10 protein-coding genes are annotated in these 20,288 nt (G+C 43.6%); 9 read left to right on the forward strand and 1 reads right to left on the reverse strand.

Annotation, left to right across the window (positions count from 1 at the left end):
- Window positions 1–26 precede the first annotated feature (26 nt).
- Window positions 27–1,205, forward strand: coding sequence for an ABC transporter permease (locus NQ546_RS00570; RefSeq protein ID WP_004294076.1), 1,179 nt, complete (start codon window positions 27–29; stop codon window positions 1,203–1,205).
- Window positions 1,205–2,431, forward strand: coding sequence for an ABC transporter permease (locus NQ546_RS00575; RefSeq protein ID WP_004288336.1), 1,227 nt, complete (start codon window positions 1,205–1,207; stop codon window positions 2,429–2,431). The genes NQ546_RS00570 and NQ546_RS00575 overlap by 1 nt, the downstream gene beginning before the upstream one ends.
- On the opposite strand, the gene NQ546_RS00580 is transcribed toward NQ546_RS00575, so the two are convergent.
- On the reverse strand, window positions 2,401–3,585 hold the full coding sequence (locus NQ546_RS00580) for a heparin lyase I family protein (RefSeq protein ID WP_004288335.1): 1,185 nt from the start codon (window positions 3,583–3,585) through the stop codon (window positions 2,401–2,403). The two genes, NQ546_RS00575 and NQ546_RS00580, sit on opposite strands and share 31 nt — an antisense overlap.
- A 171-nt stretch (window positions 3,586–3,756) precedes the next feature.
- Between NQ546_RS00580 and NQ546_RS00585 the strand changes: the two genes are divergently transcribed.
- From NQ546_RS00585 to NQ546_RS00615, 7 genes are all read left to right on the forward strand, one after another.
- On the forward strand, window positions 3,757–7,821 hold the full coding sequence (locus NQ546_RS00585; RefSeq protein ID WP_004288333.1) for a hybrid sensor histidine kinase/response regulator transcription factor: 4,065 nt from the start codon (window positions 3,757–3,759) through the stop codon (window positions 7,819–7,821).
- Window positions 7,822–7,991: 170 nt separating this feature from the next.
- Window positions 7,992–10,190, forward strand: coding sequence for a surface glycan-binding family protein (locus NQ546_RS00590; protein WP_004288331.1), 2,199 nt, complete (start codon window positions 7,992–7,994; stop codon window positions 10,188–10,190).
- A 23-nt stretch (window positions 10,191–10,213) separates the two neighbouring features.
- Entirely contained in the window at window positions 10,214–13,354 is a 3,141-nt protein-coding gene (locus NQ546_RS00595; RefSeq protein WP_004288330.1) for a SusC/RagA family TonB-linked outer membrane protein, read from the forward strand.
- Between the two features lie 18 nt (window positions 13,355–13,372).
- Window positions 13,373–15,043, forward strand: coding sequence for a RagB/SusD family nutrient uptake outer membrane protein (locus NQ546_RS00600; protein WP_004288329.1), 1,671 nt, complete (start codon window positions 13,373–13,375; stop codon window positions 15,041–15,043).
- A gap of 213 nt (window positions 15,044–15,256) precedes the next feature.
- A complete protein-coding gene (locus NQ546_RS00605) occupies window positions 15,257–16,534 on the forward strand; it encodes a DUF4995 domain-containing protein (protein WP_004288327.1) in 1,278 nt (425 codons plus the stop codon).
- 29 nt (window positions 16,535–16,563) lie between these two features.
- Window positions 16,564–18,564: a heparin-sulfate lyase HepC gene (hepC, locus tag NQ546_RS00610; RefSeq protein ID WP_004288326.1), complete on the forward strand. Its 2,001-nt coding sequence runs from the start codon at window positions 16,564–16,566 to the stop codon at window positions 18,562–18,564.
- A gap of 97 nt (window positions 18,565–18,661) precedes the next feature.
- Window positions 18,662–20,272: a sulfatase family protein gene (locus NQ546_RS00615; protein WP_004288325.1), complete on the forward strand. Its 1,611-nt coding sequence runs from the start codon at window positions 18,662–18,664 to the stop codon at window positions 20,270–20,272.
- Window positions 20,273–20,288: the final 16 nt, after the last annotated feature.

Raw genomic sequence — 20,288 nt, forward strand, 5'->3', positions numbered from 1 at the left:
TAAAATGATAAGACGATAAAGCGCCAATGGGAAGAAACAATAAATATATAGTCCTGTGGAACGTAATGAAACGTGAATTTCGCCGTCTCGTTTCACGCCCGCTATACCTGTTTTGCATGGTAATAGCGCCTTTATTCTGCTATATATTCTTCACGACATTAATGGATTCCGGCCTGCCTACCGACATGCCGGTCGGTGTAGTAGACCAGGACATGACCGCTACCTCACGCCAATTGGTACGCAACCTGGACGCTTTTGAACAAACGGCAGTCGTGGCCCATTATCCTAACATTGCCGATGCGCGTATCGCCATGCAAAAAGGAGAAATTTACGGTTTCTACTACATCCCCGAAGGAACATCAGCCAAAGCACAAGCCCAGCGGCAGCCCAAAGTGTCTTTTTACACCAACAACACACTGCTCATAGCCGGCTCATTACTTTTCAAGGATATGAAGATGATGAGCGAACTGGCATCGGGTGCTGCCGCACGTGCTGCATTATATGCCAAGGGAGCTACGGAAAAGCAGGCCATGGCATTTCTGCAACCGATTGTCATCGACACTCACCCGCTGAACAATCCCTGGCTGAACTACTCCGTATACCTGTGCAATACTTTTGCCCCAGGCGTGCTGATGCTGCTTATCTTTATGGTAACCGTCTATTCCATAGGCGTGGAAATCAAAGACCGCACTGCCCACGAATGGCTGCACATGGGAAACAACTCCATCTGGATTTCCCTTGCAGGAAAGCTGCTGCCACACACTGCCATATTCTTCCTTATGGGAATACTGTACAATGTTTATCTGTACGGTTTCCTGCACTTTCCCTGCAACAGCGGAATTCTGCCGATGCTGCTCGCCACCCTCTGCCTGGTGCTGGCATCGCAAGGTATGGGCATACTTATGATAGGCACGCTCCCCACACTGCGTCTGGGACTTAGTTTCGCCTCTTTATGGGGTGTCTTGTCGTTTTCCATGTGCGGACTGTCATTCCCCGCAATGGCTATGCACCCCGTACTGCAAGGTTTAGCAAACTTATTTCCCTTGCGCCATTACTTCCTCATCTATGTAGACCAAGCCTTGAATGGCTATCCGATGATTTACTCATGGACGAATTATGTGGCGCTGCTTATTTTTATGATGCTTCCTTTCCTCGTTGCCCACAGGCTGAAAGAAGCATTGATATACTATAAATACGTACCCTGATGAAACAGTTGACATTCAAACAGAAAGTTGTACAAGGCATATACGATCTGTTCTATATATGGAAACAGGAATTCCGCACGACCTTTCGCGATCAGGGCGTGCTGATCTTCTTTGTGCTTGTTCCGTTGGTTTATCCACTGATATACTCTTTCATCTACACCAACGAAACAATTCGCGAAGTGCCCACCGTAGTTGTGGACAACTCGCGCAGCTCCTTAAGCCGGGAGTATCTGCGGAAAGTGGATGCCAGTCCCGAAACAAGCATCGTGGCATATTGCGCCGACATGGAAGAAGCCAAACTCATGCTGAAAGACCGCAAAGCATACGGCATCATCTACATACCGGCTCATTTCAGTGATGATATAGTGCAAGGCAAACAAACACAAGTCAGCATCTTCTGCGATATGAGCGGACTGCTTTACTATAAAGCATTGCTGACAGCCAACACAAACGTATCACTCGCCATGAACGCGGCTATCAAAATGGAGCGTGCCGGCAATACCACCGCCCGCCAGGACGAAATAACAGCCTACCCCATTGAATATGAAGACGTAGCCATTTTCAACCCGACAAACGGATTTGCCGCTTTCCTAATTCCCGCCGTACTCATACTGATCATACAACAGACGTTGCTCTTGGGCATCGGCTTGTCTGCCGGAACAGCCCGCGAACACAACCAGTTCAAAGATTTAGTCCCTATCAACCGCCATTATAACGGCACGCTACGCATTGTAATGGGAAAAGGACTGAGCTATTTTATGGTTTATTCGTTGGTAGCCGTATATATACTATGCGTAGTGCCCCGTCTTTTCAGCCTCAACCAAATCGCAATTCCCGGCGTGCTGACACTGTTTACCCTACCCTATCTGACAGCTTGCATCTTTTTTGCAATGACGGCATCCATTGCCATACGCAACCGGGAAACTTGCATGTTGTTGTTTGTGTTCACTTCCGTACCATTATTGTTTCTGTCCGGCATCTCCTGGCCGGGAAGTGCAATGCCTTCATTCTGGAGATATTTTTCCTATCTCTTCCCTTCCACATTCGGGATCAACGGCTATGTACGGATTAATAGTATGGGAGCCACACTCAACGAAGTAGCTTTTGAATACCGCGCCCTGTGGATGCAAACCGGAATTTACTTCCTCACCACCTGCTTCGTCTACCGCCGGCAAATCATACAAAGCAGAAAGAATCACTCTTCCTTGTACCCTGCCAGGTTGTAGCATACCGGCACTGTGCTGTTGCCAACACGATATATGCCGAACTTAAAATAGTAACCGTCATCATCATTACGCCCTATCTGGATTACTTCATTATTCACGATGTGCTCCTTAACGGTTTTCTTCTTGTCGGTGTATTCCATTTGCACATCCAGCTTACCGGGCTTCACTATGTTTTCAGCTTCTTTGCCGTATGTAGTCCAGTCGATATGAACACGAAAAGTAACCCAACAATCTTTAGGGAAATCGGCAAAAGGCATCTTATAGGCAATTGTAGACGACTTGTACTTGGAAGTTACGGGGTTCATTACCGGCGTTTTCTCAGGACTTGCGTTGCAACGGTCTGTTTTGTCTGTCAGCCAACGGCGATCCGAATTTGCCTTGATATAGAACCAACCGCCGGAGAAACCGAAAGCCAACGGCGGATAACCACCCTGCTCTACCAACCAGCCGTTCTTCTTTCCGGCCTTATATACGGGATTTCCCTTTTTATCCTTCACCGGATTTCCCTGCTTGTCCAGTTTTGCAACCTTCTCATGCCCTGTATTCTTTTTGAATATAGTGGTCTTATCCAATTCCAAGAACTCATCGACAGTCAGTTTCTTTACTTCACCTTCGGGAGTCTGCACAAGCGTGCGGTCGGGCATACCATGCCACTGGGCAAAAATCGTGGAGACATTACTATCCAAAGCAGATGGAATATACACAGAAAACTCATAATCGCGTGAAACTCCTTGCGGACAAATACCTTTGCCATGATGATATACGGTTTTAGTGATTTGCGCTTTACGATAAGCATCTGCCGGCAACCCCTTAAAATCGGCCGAGGTGGCGTAACAATAAGAAAACTCGGCACGCCCTTTGGTTTCTCCCTTTCCGTATCCTTCCAGCGTGTTATCCTCTTTGCGCAATTCGAAGCGGTAAGAAGGTTTGCCGGCAAACAAACGTGTGAAATCCCGTCGAATTGCATGTTTCTTATTTGTGCCCACAGCCACCCAACAGCCATCTATAATCTGATCGAGACGTGCTGTATCAGCTTGAACGTTTACCCGTTTAGTCAAAGGAACCAGTGTTTCAGCGTTCTTGACTTGTGCAGTCAGTGTTGTGATGCAACCCGCTGCCATTGCCATGCAGATAATAAAAATGTTTTTCTTCATCCTATTTTGATATTAAGCTTAAATTTATGTCACAAAAATACGAAAGCTATTGTTCAGCCCCTATCCTATTTGTTTCAGAAAACCCTATATTTGTGCAATTCGTCACTATCCTAACAGAAATTTTGAAAGATATCACTATCTTTGGTGCATCATAATTTTTACGGTTTTATAATGAGTAATCTTAAAAAGATAACGGCACTCCTGTTACTTTTATGTACAACAGGAGTTTCCTATGCCTATTCAGAGGCTTGGAGACAGATAAACTTCTCTTATATTTCCATTAACGACGGCTTGTCGCAAAGCACCGTATTCTCCATAGCACAGGACAAGCTCGGGAATATGTGGTTTGCCACTTATGACGGTGTCAATAAATACGATGGATACGCGTTCACAGTCTACCAGCACGATGAGAACGACCCGAACAGCATTGCCAACGACATAGCCCGCATTGTCATGACCGACAGCAAGGGACGCGTGTGGATCGGTACTCGTGACGGACTGTCTTACTACGATGAGAACAAGGATAAATTCCAAAACTTTTCCTATGAGAAGAACGGCAAGCGCCTGCAAGTCAACGGCATTGTAGAAGTATCTGTCGACCTGTTGCTTGTCAGCACATCAGAGGGACTGACCATGTTTGACATCCCTGCCTCCCAATTTGTGGATGATGCTTGCAGCACAACAATGCGCCGGATAATCGCATCCTCCCTTTACAGGCATGGAGAGCAAATCTATATAGGTACACGCGGAGACGGACTGTACTGCTATTCCATTCCACAGAAAAGGCTCGAAAAACTCACTTATATACCAAACAGCAGGCAGATTCAAAGCATACTGCAGCAGTCGCCTACCCGCATATGGGTAGCAACAGAAGGTTCCGGACTTTTCCTTATCAACCCTAAAACCCAAGAGGTCAAGGTCTACAAACACTCACCGTCCAATCCGAAAAGCATCAGTTCCAACTACATCCGTTCATTGGCGCTGGATGCGCAGAACCGCTTATGGATAGGCACTTTCAGTGACCTTAACATCTACCATGAAGGCAATGACTCTTTCATGTCTTACAGCAGCGATCCCGTAGAAAAAGGAAGCCTGTCGCAGCGTTCGGTGCGCAGTATCTTCATGGACTCGCAAGGAGGCATGTGGTTAGGAACCTATTTCGGCGGACTGAATTACTATCATCCTATCCGTAACCGATTCAAGAACATAGAACGTATTCCCTTTAAGAACTCACTCAGTGATAATGTGGTGAGCTGTATTGTTGAAGACCGTCAGAAAAATCTGTGGATAGGCACCAATGACGGCGGACTGAACCTGTACAACCCGGAAAACCGGCACTTCATCCATTATGCATTACAGGAGAACCAGCGTGAAGAGGGGTTCGGGTCCAACAACATCAAATCCGTATATGTGGATGACACAAGAGGATTGGTATACATAGGCGCACATGCCGGAGGCTTAAGCATTTTGCATCGCAACAGCGGACGCATAGAGAACTTCAACCAGCGCAACAGCCGGCTGGTCAATGAAAATGTATATTCCATCCTTCCCGACAAAGACAATACTTTCCTGTTGGGCACATTAAGCGCCTTAGTTCACTTCAACCCGGAGAAACGGAGCTTCACTACGATAAGCCGGGAAAGCAATGGCACACCGGTTACTTTCCAGAAAATCACCACTCTGTTCCGGGATTCCCAAAAGCGTCTTTGGGTAGGTAGCGAGGAAGGCATATCCGTATTCAGGCAACATGGAACAGAAATAGAAAGAATACCACTTCTACCGGCGTCCACCATAACGAAATCATTCACCAACTACATTTATGAAGCCGCTAACGGCCTGATTTGGGTAGGTACGCGCGAAGGAGCCTATTGCTTCAACGAAAAAGACAAGCAGATAAAACGATATACCATAGCCAACGGCCTACCTAATAATGTAGTTTACGGTATACTCGAAGATTCTTACGGACGCTTATGGATGAGTACCAACCAGGGGGTTTCATGCTTCAATCCGTCTACTGAGAAATTCCGCAATTTCACCGAAGCAGACGGACTGCAAAGCAATCAGTTCAACACCTCTTCCTGCTATCGTACTTCCAACGGTCAAATGTTCTTCGGCGGCATAAACGGTCTCACCACTTTCCGCCCGGAACTACTACAAGACAATCCCTATACTCCTCCGGTTGTAATCACCAAACTGGAGCTTTTCAATAAAGTCGTACGTCCGGATGACGAAACCGGTATTCTTACCAAAAACATCAGCAATACGGAAAGCATCACGCTGAAATCCTGGCAAACGGCTTTCTCTCTGGAATTTGTCGTATCGAACTACATATCCGGCAAACACAACACTTTTGCTTATAAATTGGATGGTTATGACAAAGAATGGTACTATCTCACCAATAAGCGTACCGTCTCCTATTCCAACCTGCCTCAAGGCACTTATCGCTTTATGGTGAAAGCTGCCAACAATGACGGCAAGTGGAACAGCACACCAACCATATTGGAGATTGTGGTACTGCCTGTCTGGTATAAAACATGGTGGGCCGTCCTCCTCTTCTTTGCCACTTTCATTGGTTTCATCACTTTTGTATTCCGCTTTTTCTGGTTGCGTAAAAGCATGGAAGCCAAACTTGAGATGGAACGCCGCGACAAGGAGCATCGTGAAGAAATCAATCAAATGAAGATGCGTTTCTTCATCAACATTTCACACGAACTACGCACCCCGCTCACTTTGATCCTGGCACCGCTGCAAGAGGTTATCAGTAAAATCAACGACCGCTGGGCCCGTAACCAACTGGAATACATCCAGCGGAATGCAAATCGCCTGCTGCATCTTGTCAACCAATTAATGGACTACCGACGTGCGGAACTCGGCGTTTTTGAATTGAAGGTGAAGAAAGCCAATGCCGACCGCCTCATTCGTGAAAACTTCTTATATTACGACAAGCTGGCACGCCACAAGGAAATTAGTTATACATTCCATTCGGAGCTGGAAGACAAAGAGGAAATCTTCGATCCCCATTACCTGGAACTGATTATCAATAATCTCTTGTCTAATGCATTTAAGTATACCGATAACGGGAAAAGCATTACCGTAACTCTGAAGGAAGAAAACAATTGGCTGGTGTTACAAGTCAGCGACACCGGCATAGGAATCCCGATGAACAAACAGGGAAAAATATTCGAGCGCTTTTATCAGGTAGAAAGCCAGCATATAGGAAGCGGAATAGGACTTTCACTGGTACAGCGCCTTGTCGAATTACATCATGGACACATCGAGCTGGAAAGCGAGGAAGGCAAAGGCAGCACTTTCTTTGTCTACCTGCCGCAAGATCCCTCTGCTTATAAATCTTCCGAACAGGCCGACTCCAATATCCCGAATGAAGAAGAACAGGCCTACTCTACCAATTCTAAAGAGATGTACTTCATTGATACGGAAAAGATGGAGAATGTTTCTATAGAAACCGGAGACAAAAAACGAGGCACGATTCTCATAGTAGAAGATAATCAGGAAATCCGTCACTATCTGTGTAGCGGGCTGGCTGACTTATTCAACACACTGGAAGCCGGTAACGGTGAAGAAGCATTGGAAAAGCTGAAAGACAATGAAGTCGATATCATTATCACCGACGTTATGATGCCCGTAATGGACGGCATCAAATTGTGTAAGAATGTAAAACAGAATATACGTACCTGTCATATTCCTGTTATCATCCTATCTGCCAAGACCGACATAAAAGATCAACTGGAAGGGTTGCAAGTAGGAGCAGACGATTATATCCCCAAGCCTTTTGCCATTGCCGTCATCACCTCCAAGATACAGAATATGATGCGCACCCGTCGGCATATGCTGGAGCGATATGCCAAATCGCTGGAAGTGGAACCCGAAAAGATCACTTTCAACGCCATGGATGAGGAACTATTGAAACGCGCCGTAAATATTGTGGAAGAGAACATAGACAATATTGAGTTCTCCACTGATGAGTTTGCACAAAAAATGAATATGAGCCGTTCCAATTTACATTTAAAGCTGAAAGCAATAACAGGAGAATCTGCCATCGACTTCATCCGAAAAGTCAGGTTTAAGAGGGCAACCGAACTGCTAAAAAGCGGACGCTATACAGTGGCCGAAGTTAGCAGCATGGTAGGGTTCAACTCATCATCCTATTTTGCAACCTGCTTTAAGAAGTATGTAGGTTGTCTGCCTACTGAGTATATAAAGAAAGCAAAGGGGTAGTTATAACCCCTTTTTAAACAAATCTAATATTTCATTCAACAACTTTGATAAAATATATCGGTTTTCAAAAAAAGCTGGAACAAGGCATATCACTCTCCCTAAGCAAATATCATACATTTGCAACGAGAAAATGAATTTTTATTAATAAAAACCAACAACAGTTTTTTAACATGAAAACCAAATTGTTAACCATCTCAAGATTGGTAAAGCTCTTTGCCATAGTAGCATTAGCTTTAGTCCACACTTCTTGTGACGAAACGGAGACAACAGACTCTACGGGGTTCATTCTTCATTATTATGGCGTGACGGACATAGGCCCTTCTATGACGTACACATTGGAAGCACCGACTTATAAAGGAAGCGCTCCCTATGATTTCACCATTACAGGCGTTACACTTAATGACGAAGCCTGCACCACCGAAAGTTTCGTAATAGATGCCGAAACCGGTGCTATCAACATTCAGAACACAGCAAATCTGGCTACCGGACTTTATGCTATCAGCGTGGGGTGCTACTCTAACGGCAAATACTTTGAGTTTAAAGATGCGATTCAGATAAATATGTTGTTAGCAGTTCCCGAAGGTGTTACTGTTACTCCCGCTGAAGTGGTTGTGAAAATGGAAGATAAAAACTGGTGGGAAGCCAGTGCACAAGTAACGACTGATACAGAGAAGCATGTAAGCATCACCGGATATGCCATTGCAGAAGATGAAAGCAAGGAGTATTTAAAGTACTTCACGATTTCTGATGACGGCATTATCACGTTCAATCCTGAAAAGAAAGATAATATAATTCCGGGAGAAAAGTATGTGATAAGTCTGAAACTAAAAACAAAAGCCGGTGAACATCTTTATGCTGATGCAGTAACTTTCAACGTTATTTTCAAGCCACTGAAATTACAGTATGCCCCGAATGAAGTTAGAGTAGAAAAAAATATAGCACACGAATCACAGTTGCCTACCATACAAGGCTCTTCAGAAGGCAGAACCTATACCATTAAATCCATTACTCCCGAAATCTCCGGATTTACAATAGATGCTGCAACCGGTAAAATCTCTATTGCAGAGAATACTCTGACCCAGATTGGGAACGTATATGAAGTAGACGTTACAGTTACCAATGAATATGGAACTTCAGACTTCCCCAAAGCCTATATCGTTACAGTGGTAGACTTTATTAATCCGATTGATCCGGAAACATTCAAATACGAAGTTCCTGAAACCTACGAAGGAAAAGGATACACCATACCCTTAATCAATGAATTCAAAGGAGATGAAGTGATATTTGACTTTGCCGAAGATAATTCTGACATCATCAAAGAACAGATTGAAAAGAATAGAATAAGCATAGACAAGGTTAACGGCACTATTACCATTGCTGAAAATAACACATTAACTCCTGAGGATTATACGGTGAAAGTAAAAGCTGCCAATCCCAAAGGAGAAGTTTCAAGTTCTTTCACATTAACAATAAAGGAAAATCCGAATAAATTCACATTCTACTATGGTAACAATATAGGATTGCTTCCAGAGGAAAACTATGCGAACCAATATGCATATGATACGAAAGAGGATTTTCAAGCAGCGCAATTGATACCAACAACAACTCTTAACAAGAAAAAGGCAAAATGGGAAATTATAACTAAAAAAAATGGGGCTACAGACAAAAATTCCACAGGAGTTGGTGCCACTATTAATGAAACGACAGGAGTTATTGACTTCTCAAATGCAAGTTTCTTAGATCAAGATAATAAAAAACCAATGATGAACATAGGCATGATTGTTGTTAAAGCTACTTGCGGTGAAGGAGATTTAGCTTACTCTGTTACGGTACCTATCTTTATCAGATCTAATAAAGTGACAGAAGATGGAATAATGTTAGATTATCGTCCTTTCGTATTCAAAGTTAATCCCAAAACGGGTGGCGAATCAGTGCAGCCTCTTATCACCTGTCCGAATCAAGATTTATTAAGAGTAGATTATCGTAGAACCTTTAGATTCTTTGACATAAATATGGCAGAAACAGGTTACCTCCCAGAAAATAAAGGCAGCATAATGTATGATGTATGGGATGCCTGTTATAAAGAAATGAATCTACCAATAGGTACCGGATCAAAGAAACCGATGTCTTATTATGATACTTCTAAATATATTAACAAGGATCATCTTGATGTCTTACTAGGATACGTAAAGCCAGAACATAAAACAGTCATCATCAATCCAAATAAATGGAAATCGGCTGATGGCGTATTTGCAAATGGTGTACTTATAGGAAGTATGACATGTCATCCTAATGGAAGAGAAGACAGCAATCTTAATAGTGGGTCTAAGCTGAACCCTATAGCTATTTGGTTCGACGAAAACTTTTAATCTAACAAAACAATAATATAATTATGTATAAACCAACATATCATACATTGAGTAAAAGAGGGTATATTACCCTCTTAGCTCTCCTTGTCTCCATTATCACCTTTGCACAAGGTATAACAGTGAAAGGAGTTGTTATTGACGAAACTGACATTCCCCTTATCGGTGCAACCGTTCAGGTAAAAGGCGGACAAGCCGGCGCAGCTACCGACTTAGACGGAAATTTTACTCTGACAGTAAATAAGAACGCAACCTTGGTTGTCAGTTATATCGGCTATTTGACACAAGAAGTAAAAGTACAAGGCAAGAATCAGCTTACGATTAAACTCGTTCCCGACAGTAAGACATTGGATGAGGTTGTAGTAGTAGGTTATGGCACAATGAAGAAAAGTGACCTTACCGGCTCCGTATCTTCCGTATCAGCCAAAGATGTAGAAGGCTTTCAGACCAGTTCTATTGCCGGAGCATTAGGCGGCCAGATTGCCGGTGTACAAATCACCTCTACCGACGGAACTCCGGGTGCAGGCTTCAACATCAGTATCCGCGGTGTGGGTACATTGACAGGAGACGCCTCTCCCCTCTATATCGTAGACGGTTTCGAAGTATCGGACATCGATTATCTGTCCAACTCTGATATCGAATCTATCCAAGTATTGAAAGATGCTTCTTCTTCGGCCATTTACGGTGCACGTGCAGCTAATGGCGTAGTGTTGATTACGACTAAATCCGGTAAATCCGGTAAGCCTATCGTTACTTATAACGGTTCTGCTACTTATCGTAAAATTTCAAAGACTTTAGACCTGCTCTCTCCTTATGAATTTGTAAAACTACAAGGAGAAGTGAAGCCGGAACTGCTCACCGGATATTATCAAGAAGGAAATGATGCCGACGGTACACCTTATCGCTATCAGTCACTCGACGATTATATCGGTCTGAGTGGTGTAGACTGGCAAGGTGAAACATTCAATCCGACTTGGTCACAAGATCACAACTTCTCACTGATGGGAGGTAGTGACAACACCAAGTATAATGCTTCATTCTCACGTTACATTGAAAACGGTATTTTCAAGAACAGTGGTTTCGACAAGACAACAGCAAAATTCCGTCTCGACCAGAAAATCAACAAAAAGGTTTCATTCAACGTAACAGTAAACTATGCACAGACCAATCGTAAAGGTACAGGTACTTCCGGTGATTCCGGACGTTTCAATATGTTAGCACAAATATTGAGTGCCCGTCCTACCGGCGGTTTAAAACTTACCGATGAAGCATTGCTGGAATCAGCCATCGACCCTGAAATGCTGGAAACCGGTGAAAGCTTGGCACAGGTAAACCCTGTGAAGCAGACAGAATCTGTCACCAACAATAAACGCGCTGAGATGTGGTCGGCCAATGGTGCCCTCACTTGGGAAATCATCAAAGGTCTGACCTTCAAAACAGCAGGAACTTACAACACTACCAATAACCGCATAGACATATTCTATAAAGACGGTTCAAAAGAAGCCTACCGTAACGGTCAGAAACCGTACGGCCGTACCCAAATGGGACGTGATGTACGCTGGAGCAACAATAATACTTTGACCTGGAAGCAAAAAATCCAGAAGCACAATTACGACATCATGTTGGGTCATGAGGTATCTTATAGAAACAGCGAACACTTATTGGGTGAAGCCATGGATTTCCCGTTTGACAATCTGGGTAATAATAATCTTGGATTAGGAGCTGTTCCAAGCAAAGTGGAAAGCGGTTACAGCGAAAAAATGCTACTTTCATTCTTTGCCCGCGCCAACTATAGCTACAACAACCGATACTTACTGACTGCCACTGTACGTGCCGACGGTTCCACTGTGTTCTCACAAAAAAACAAATGGGGCTTTTTCCCCTCTTTCTCCGCAGCTTGGCGTGTGTCCGAAGAAGAATTCATGAAAGATCTCGACTGGATGTCCAACTTCAAAGTGCGCTTCGGTTGGGGTGTTGTAGGTAACGACCGCATCACCAACTATCTGTCTATGGATTTGTACACAGACAACAAATATGGCATAGGAAACAATACGGTAACTGTATTGACTCCCAAACAACTCAAGAACTCTGATTTGAAATGGGAAGGCTCAAGCACAGTAAACTTAGGTCTTGACTTAGGCTTCTTTGATAACCGTCTGAATCTGACAGCAGACTTCTTTATCAAAAACACCAAAGACTTATTATTGGCACAGTCATTGGCGCATGCCACCGGATTCAGTTCACAATGGCAAAATATCGGAAAAATCCAGAACAAGGGTATTGAACTCAGCTTAAGCTCCACCAACATCCAAACCAAGGACTTCAATTGGCAGACAAATTTCAATATCTCATTCATCAAGAATACTCTGGAAGCACTCTCTTCCGGTGAGCAGTATAGACTTGCCCGCTCAGGTTTCGACTCAAACTTTACCGGTGATGACTATATTGCTAAAGTAGGCGAATCTTTAGGTCTGATTTATGGTTATGAGTTCGACGGCATCTATCAAGCCGATGATTTCTACACCAATACAAACGGACAATTGGTGCTAAAAGAAGGAATTACCGATAATACGCGCTACTCTGGCGGCGTGAAACCCGGTGTGGTGAAATACAAAGACCAAGATGGTGACGGCAAAATTACAACTGCCGACCGTACAGTAATCGGCAATGCTATGCCCAAATGGTTTGGTGGTATCACCAATACGTTGGAATACAAAGGTATTGATTTCAGCTTCATGTTCCAATTCAATTACGGTAATGACATCTATAACGCTACGCGTCTCTATGCCACCCAATCCAGAAGTTCACGTAGAAATATGCTTGCAGAAGTAGCAGATCGTTGGAGTCCTACCAATGCCTCCAACCTCGTGCCTTCATACGACGGTTATATTACCAACGATGTATATTCCCGCTTCGTGGAAGACGGTTCATTCCTGCGTCTCAAGAATATCACCTTAGGTTATACATTGCCTCAGAAATGGACAAGCAAGTTCTATGTATCCAAACTGCGTGTTTATGCTACCGGTCAGAATCTGTTCTGCTGGAACAATTATAGCGGATATGACCCTGAAGTAAACAGTTTGAACGATCCGATGAGACCAGGACTTGATTGGGGTGCCTATCCTAAGAGTAGAGTGTTTACATTCGGTATAGATCTTCAATTCTAATTCATAAAAACAGATAATATGAAAAAATTAATATATTATATAGCGCTTTCAGTGATGTGTCTGCTTCCTGTTTCTTGTTCTTTGGAAGAAGAAATCAGCACTGAAGTAGAAAAAGAAAACTACTTGAACGACGCGAGTGAAGCGCAAAACGTTTTACTCGGTATTTATCTCACTAACGTAAGAGATGCCATGTATGGATATAATATGTCCATTTACTTCTCAATGGGAACTGATATTTCGCAAGTAGAAGGCAGTACAACGGAGAATTTCCGCATCCTGCCCACCAATGCATATCCTACTACACAAGCCGAAGTACAACAGACTTGGGAAGCACTCTACACAGGTATATACAGGGCCAATGACTTTTTGGAAGGTATCTCTGCCAAGATAAATACCTATTCGGAAAAAGATAAAGCATTAGCGACTATCTATATGGGAGAAGCCAGGGCATTAAGAGCCATGTACTACTTTGAATTGGTGCGCCGTTATGAAAACATACCGCTGATGACCAGTACCCAGATGTCCAATCAGAGCCCAAGCACATTTGTACAGGCAGACCCGGCAGATGTATATAAATTTATTGAAGATGATTTGATTTATGCCAGCGAAGTATTGCCTTACGCAACGGATGATACCGAACGGGAAGATAATAGTTTTCGCTTTTCCAAAGGTGCTGCATTGGGTTTGCTGACTAAAGTGTATGCCACTTGGGCCTCGAAAGATGCAAGCAAATGGGAGTATGCCGCCAAAACTGCACAAGTCCTCGTAGAATCAGGAAAACATGATTTATTGCCGGACTATGAGAAGTTATGGGAAAATACATGCAACAGTGTTTGGGACCCGGCCGAAAGTTTAATTGAGATCTCTTTCTACTCGCCTACCTACTCAAACAACAGTGATCCTGTGGGCCGTATCGGTAAATGGAACGGTGTAAAAACCACCGTAAAGATGGGTAAAAGCGGTAGCTGTGCCGGAAATGTAAAAGTAGTCCACACTTTCGTATTGGATTGGAGAGAAAGTAAAAATGCCGGTGATTTACGTCGTGATTTGTCCGTTGCCAACTACAGATATGGAGATAAGGAAACCATAGGCCGTTTCTATTGGGCAGCCAAAGTAACCGATGACGAAGCCACCGCATTGGATAAAGACCAAGATCCGGAAAAGTCACAAAAAGAAAAACAAAATTATACCCCGGCAAAATGGGATATAGATAAATATGTTAAGACTGTCAGCTTTATCAACAATGACAAGTCCAATGTGAACTGGTATGTGTTGCGTTATGCAGATGTATTACTGCTTTATGCAGAAGCATTGAATGAATGGAAGCATGGCCCGACTACCGAGGCTTATGATGCAATCAACAAAGTTCGCCGTCGCGGTTTCGGTAATCCGGACGATACTTCTATCTGTGATCTGCCTGCAGGGCTGGATGAAGCCGCTTTCCGCGAAGCTGTTCGAAAAGAGCGCGCATACGAATTAGCTTTTGAAGGACACCGCCGTTTAGACTTGGTACGCTGGGGAATCTACTACAAAACAATTCAAGAAACCTCCAACAAACTGTCGAACTGGTATTCATCAGCCAACTATGTCGTTGCCCAATATACCGAAGAAGGCAAGCATGAATTGATGCCTATTCCGCAACGCGAGATGGACTTATGCCCCCAATTCAAGCAAAACCCTAAATGGTAATCAGCCTACTGATTATTTCCTAATAAATCTCCAATATGCCTCTTACAGAAGCATATTGGAGATTATCTAAACACTTTTCAACAAAAGTGACATTCCGAAGATATAGATTGACTTCCTTTTCAACATTCTTACTACGGGGTTTACAAAGGAACTCTTAATTTTGTTTCCGTTACGGAACCAACTAATATCAATCACATTTAAACAACAAATAACATGAAAAAGAAACTTGTTCTCTTAGCTTTGGGGACACTGACTTTAGCATCGTGCCAGACACAACCTAAAGAAGACTACAGTTGGATTAAGAAAGGACTGGATGTAGCTTCTGCCCAATTAGAATTAACTGCAGAAGAAATTTCATCCACTAATATGTTGCCGCGTTCCATTCGTACAGGTTATGATATGAATTTTCTGTGCAGACAGTTAGAAAGAGACTCACTGACCTTTAAAGACTCTCTTCGCGCCTACCCGACAGCCGACCAAATGGGAAAACGCCGTTTGTGCAGCGTTTACGATTGGACCAGCGGTTTCTATCCGGGTTCTTTATGGTATGCTTACGAACTGACAGGCAATGACACCCTTAAAACATGGGCTATCCAATATACTAACTTACTGAATCCTGTACGTTATTATACTGGTACTCACGACTTAGGATTCATGGTCAACTGCAGCTACGGAAATGCAGAGCGCCTGTCTCCCAACGACACTATTGCAGCAGTAATGAAAGAAACAGCTGACAACTTATGCGGGCGCTTCAACGATTCCATTGCAGCTATCCGCTCCTGGGACTTCGGAACTTGGAATTTCCCTGTTATCATCGATAATATGATGAACCTGGATCTCTTGTTTAATGTTGCCAAAGAAACAGGAAACAATATTTATAAAGATATTGCCGTTAAACATGCAATGACTACTATGCACAACCATTTCCGTCCGGATTATACTTGCTGGCATGTAGTAAGCTACAACAACGACGGTACGGTAGAAAAGAAACAAACATTTCAGGGAAAGAATGATGATTCTTCATGGGCACGCGGTCAAGCATGGGCTGTATACGGCTACACTGCCTGTTATCGTGAAACAAAAGATACCACTTTCCTGAATTTCGCTGTAAAAGTGGCTGATATGATTATGGAACGTGTTAAAACAGACGATGCAATTCCCTACTGGGACTATGACGCTCCCGTCACTGACGAAACTCCGCGTGATGCATCTGCCGCTTCCGTAACCGCTTCTGCATTGATAGAGCTGAGTACAATGGTACCCGACGGAAATAAATACTTGGATTATGCAGAACAAATTCTAAAGAGTTTATCAAGCGATGCTTATCTGGCCAAAATAGGTGAGAACCAGGGATTCATCCTGATGCACTCCACCGGTTCCCTGCCCAACGGTTCGGAAATAGACACTCCCCTGAACTATGCAGATTATTATTATCTGGAGGCTTTAAAGCGTTTTATGGACCTGAAAGGCATCAGTTATAACAATCTCTAATAATCCGAATAAGACATACATTAAGTATTATGAATAAAAATTTTAAATATATACTCCTGCTGACACTTGCGTGTTTCATAGGAAAAGTAAATGCCCAAGAATTAAAAAATGAAGTTTTCTCACTTCTTAACCTGGATTATCCCGGTTTGGAAAAGGTAAAGGCTTTGCACCAAGAAGAAAAGGATGCAGATGCGGCCAAAGCATTGCTCGACTACTATCGTGCACGCACCAATGTGAAAACTCCCGATATCAATTTGAAGAAGATTACAATCAGCAAAGAAGAGCAACAGTGGGCGGATGATGCTTTATCACACACTTTCTTCTCCCATAAAGGATATCAGCCGTCATTCAACTACGGTGAAGACATTGACTGGAAGTATTGGCCGGTAAAAGACAATGAATTGCGTTGGCAGTTGCACCGCCACAAATGGTTCACTCCTATGGGCAAGGCTTACCGTCTAAGCGGCGACGAAAAATATGCAGTTGAATGGACAAAACAATACATTGACTGGATTAAGAAAAACCCACTGGTAAAAGTTGACAAGAAAGAATATGAAATGACCGGTAACAATCAATTGCAGGACGATGTAGAGAATGCACGCTTTGCATGGCGCCCCTTGGAGGTAAGTAACCGTCTGCAAGACCAAACTTCACAATTCCAGTTATTCCTTCCGTCGCCTTCTTTCACTCCGGAGTTTCTTACGGAATTTTTAGTGAATTATCACAAGCATGCCATACACATATTGGGTAATTACTCTGCACAAGGCAATCACCTGTTGTTTGAAGCGCAACGCATGATTTATGCCGGTGCGTTCTTTCCGGAGTTCAAAGAAGCGGCAGCTTGGAGAAAGAGCGGCATAGACATCATGAATCGTGAGATTAATGTACAAGTATACAATGACGGCGGCCAGTTTGAGCTTGACCCTCACTATCACCTCGCCGCTATCAACATCTTCTGCAAGGCATTGAATATAGCAGATTTGAACGGATTCCGTGATGAATTCCCTCAATCCTACCTTGATACAATCGAGAAGATGATTGTATTCTATGCAAATGTGTCTTTCCCCGATTACACAAATCCATGCTTCAGCGACGCGAAGCTGACTTCTAAATCCGCGATGCTGAAAGACTACCGTAATTGGAGCAAAATGTTTCCGAAAAACCAGTTCATCAAGTATCTGGCTACTGACGGCAAAGAAGGTGCATTGCCCGATTACCTTTCTAAAGGTTTCTTGAAATCCGGTTTCTTCGTATTCCGTAACTCTTGGGGCATGGATGCGACACAAATGGTCGTAAAAGCCGGTCCGAAAGCTTTCTGGCATTGTCAACCGGACAACGGAACTTTCGAACTTTGGTTCAACGGCAAGAACTTATTCCCGGACTCCGGCTCCTATGTATATGCCGGCGAAGGAGAAGTTATGGAACAACGTAACTGGCATCGCCAAACCTGCGTACATAACACTGTAACTCTGAATGACAAAAATTTGGATCAGACTGAGTCTGTAACCAAATTATGGAAACCGGAAGGTAATGTACAAATACTGGTTACTGAAAATCCCAGCTACAAAAATCTGAAACACCGTCGGTCCGTATTCTTTGTAGACAATAGCTACTTCGTAATCGTAGACGAAATGGTGGGAAGCCAGAAGGGCACTGTCAATCTGCATTATCAGATGCCGAAAGGCGAAATTGCCAATAGCCGCGAAGACATGACGTTCGTCACTCAGTTTGAAGAAGGAAGCAACATGAAATTGCAATGCTTCGGTCCGGAAGGCATGACAATGAAGAAAGAGCCGGGCTGGTGTTCAACTGCCTACCGTAAACGGTACAAACGCATGAACGTTTCATTCAATGTAAAAAAAGATGGTGAAGATGCCATACGTTACATTACCGTCATCTGTCCGATAAAAAACAGTGCAGATGCCCCCGAATTATCTGCCAAATTCAAAAATAAAACTTTCAACGAAAACGGATTGGAAGTCGAAGTGAAAGTCAATGGCAAGAAACAGTCTTTAAATTATAAATTATAATATACGAAGATTATGACGAGAGTGTGCTAAAGCAGTTATACATACTTCATTTTAGCACACTTTCCTCATTCTTCACAAAAAGCGTATCAATCTAGTTATGAAAAACAATCTCTCTAACCTCCTTCTCCCGTTAGCGACATTGAGTCTGGCTTCTTGTGCCAGTCAGAAAAAAGAAGAGCCCAAGCGTCCTAATATCATCTTTATGATGACGGACGATCACACCACGCAAGCCATGTCCTGCTACGGTGGCAGCCTCTTGCAAACTCCCAACATGGACCGTATAGCCAACGAAGGCATCCGCATGGACAACTGTTATGCCGTCAACGCTCTTTCCGGTCCTTCACGTGCATGTATCCTTACCGGCAAGTTCAGCCATGAAAACGGCTTTACGGATAATGCAAGCACATTCAATGGCGATCAACAGACCTTCCCAAAATTGCTCCAACAAGCCGGCTACCAAACAGCCATAATTGGTAAATGGCACCTCATCAGTGAACCGCAAGGTTTCGATCACTGGAGTATTCTCAGCGGTCAGCATGAGCAAGGAGACTACTATGATCCTGATTTTTGGGAGGATGGCAAGCATATCGTAGAGAAAGGCTACGCTACGGACATCATAACAGACAAGGCTATCAAATTTCTGGAAAACAGAGATAAAAACAAACCATTCTGCATGATGTACCATCAGAAAGCTCCGCACCGCAACTGGATGCCGGCTCCACGCCATTTGGGCATATTCAACAACACCACATTCCCGGAACCAGCCAATTTATTCGACGATTACGAAGGACGCGGAAAAGCTGCCCGCGAACAAGATATGTCTATTGAGCACACCCTGACCAATGACTGGGACTTAAAACTACTGACTCGCGAAGAGATGCTGAAAGATACAACCAACAGGCTTTACAGCGTGTACAAACGTATGCCTGCCGACGTACAGGACAAATGGGATTCAGTGTATGCTCAACGCATTACCGAATACCGCAAAGGCAACTTGAAAGGAAAATCATTGATCAGCTGGAAATACCAGCAGTATATGCGCGACTATCTGGCCACTGTGTTATCCGTAGACGAAAACATCGGCCGTTTGCTGAATTATCTTGAAGAGATTGGTGAACTGGACAATACAATCATTGTCTACACCTCCGACCAAGGTTTCTTCCTCGGCGAACATGGCTGGTTCGACAAGCGCTTTATGTATGAAGAATGCCAGCGCATGCCGCTCATCATCCGTTATCCCCAAGCCATTAAAGCCGGCAGTACAAGTAATGCAATCTGTATGAACGTAGACTTTGCCCCTACTTTCCTCGACTTTGCCGGAGTAGAGATCCCGTCGGATATCCAGGGAGCTTCCATGAAGCCTATATTGGAAAACGAAGGCAAGACTCCCGCCGATTGGCGCAAGGCCGCTTACTATCATTATTATGAATACCCCGCAGAGCATTCGGTAAAACGCCACTATGGTATTCGCACCCAGAACTTCAAACTGATTCATTTCTATAATGACATTGATGAATGGGAAATGTATGACATGAAAGCTGACCCGCGTGAAATGAACAACGTATTCGGTAAGCCGGAATATGCCGAGAAGCAGAAAGAACTAATGCAATTATTGCGAGAAACTCAAAAACAATATAAAGATGACGATCCTGACGAAAAAATAAACGTACTTTTCAAAGGTGACAGAAGATTAATGAAAAACAGATGACAATTATTTAAGCATA

Source organism: Bacteroides eggerthii (assembly GCF_025146565.1).
Classification (GTDB): Bacteria; Bacteroidota; Bacteroidia; order Bacteroidales; family Bacteroidaceae; genus Bacteroides; species Bacteroides eggerthii.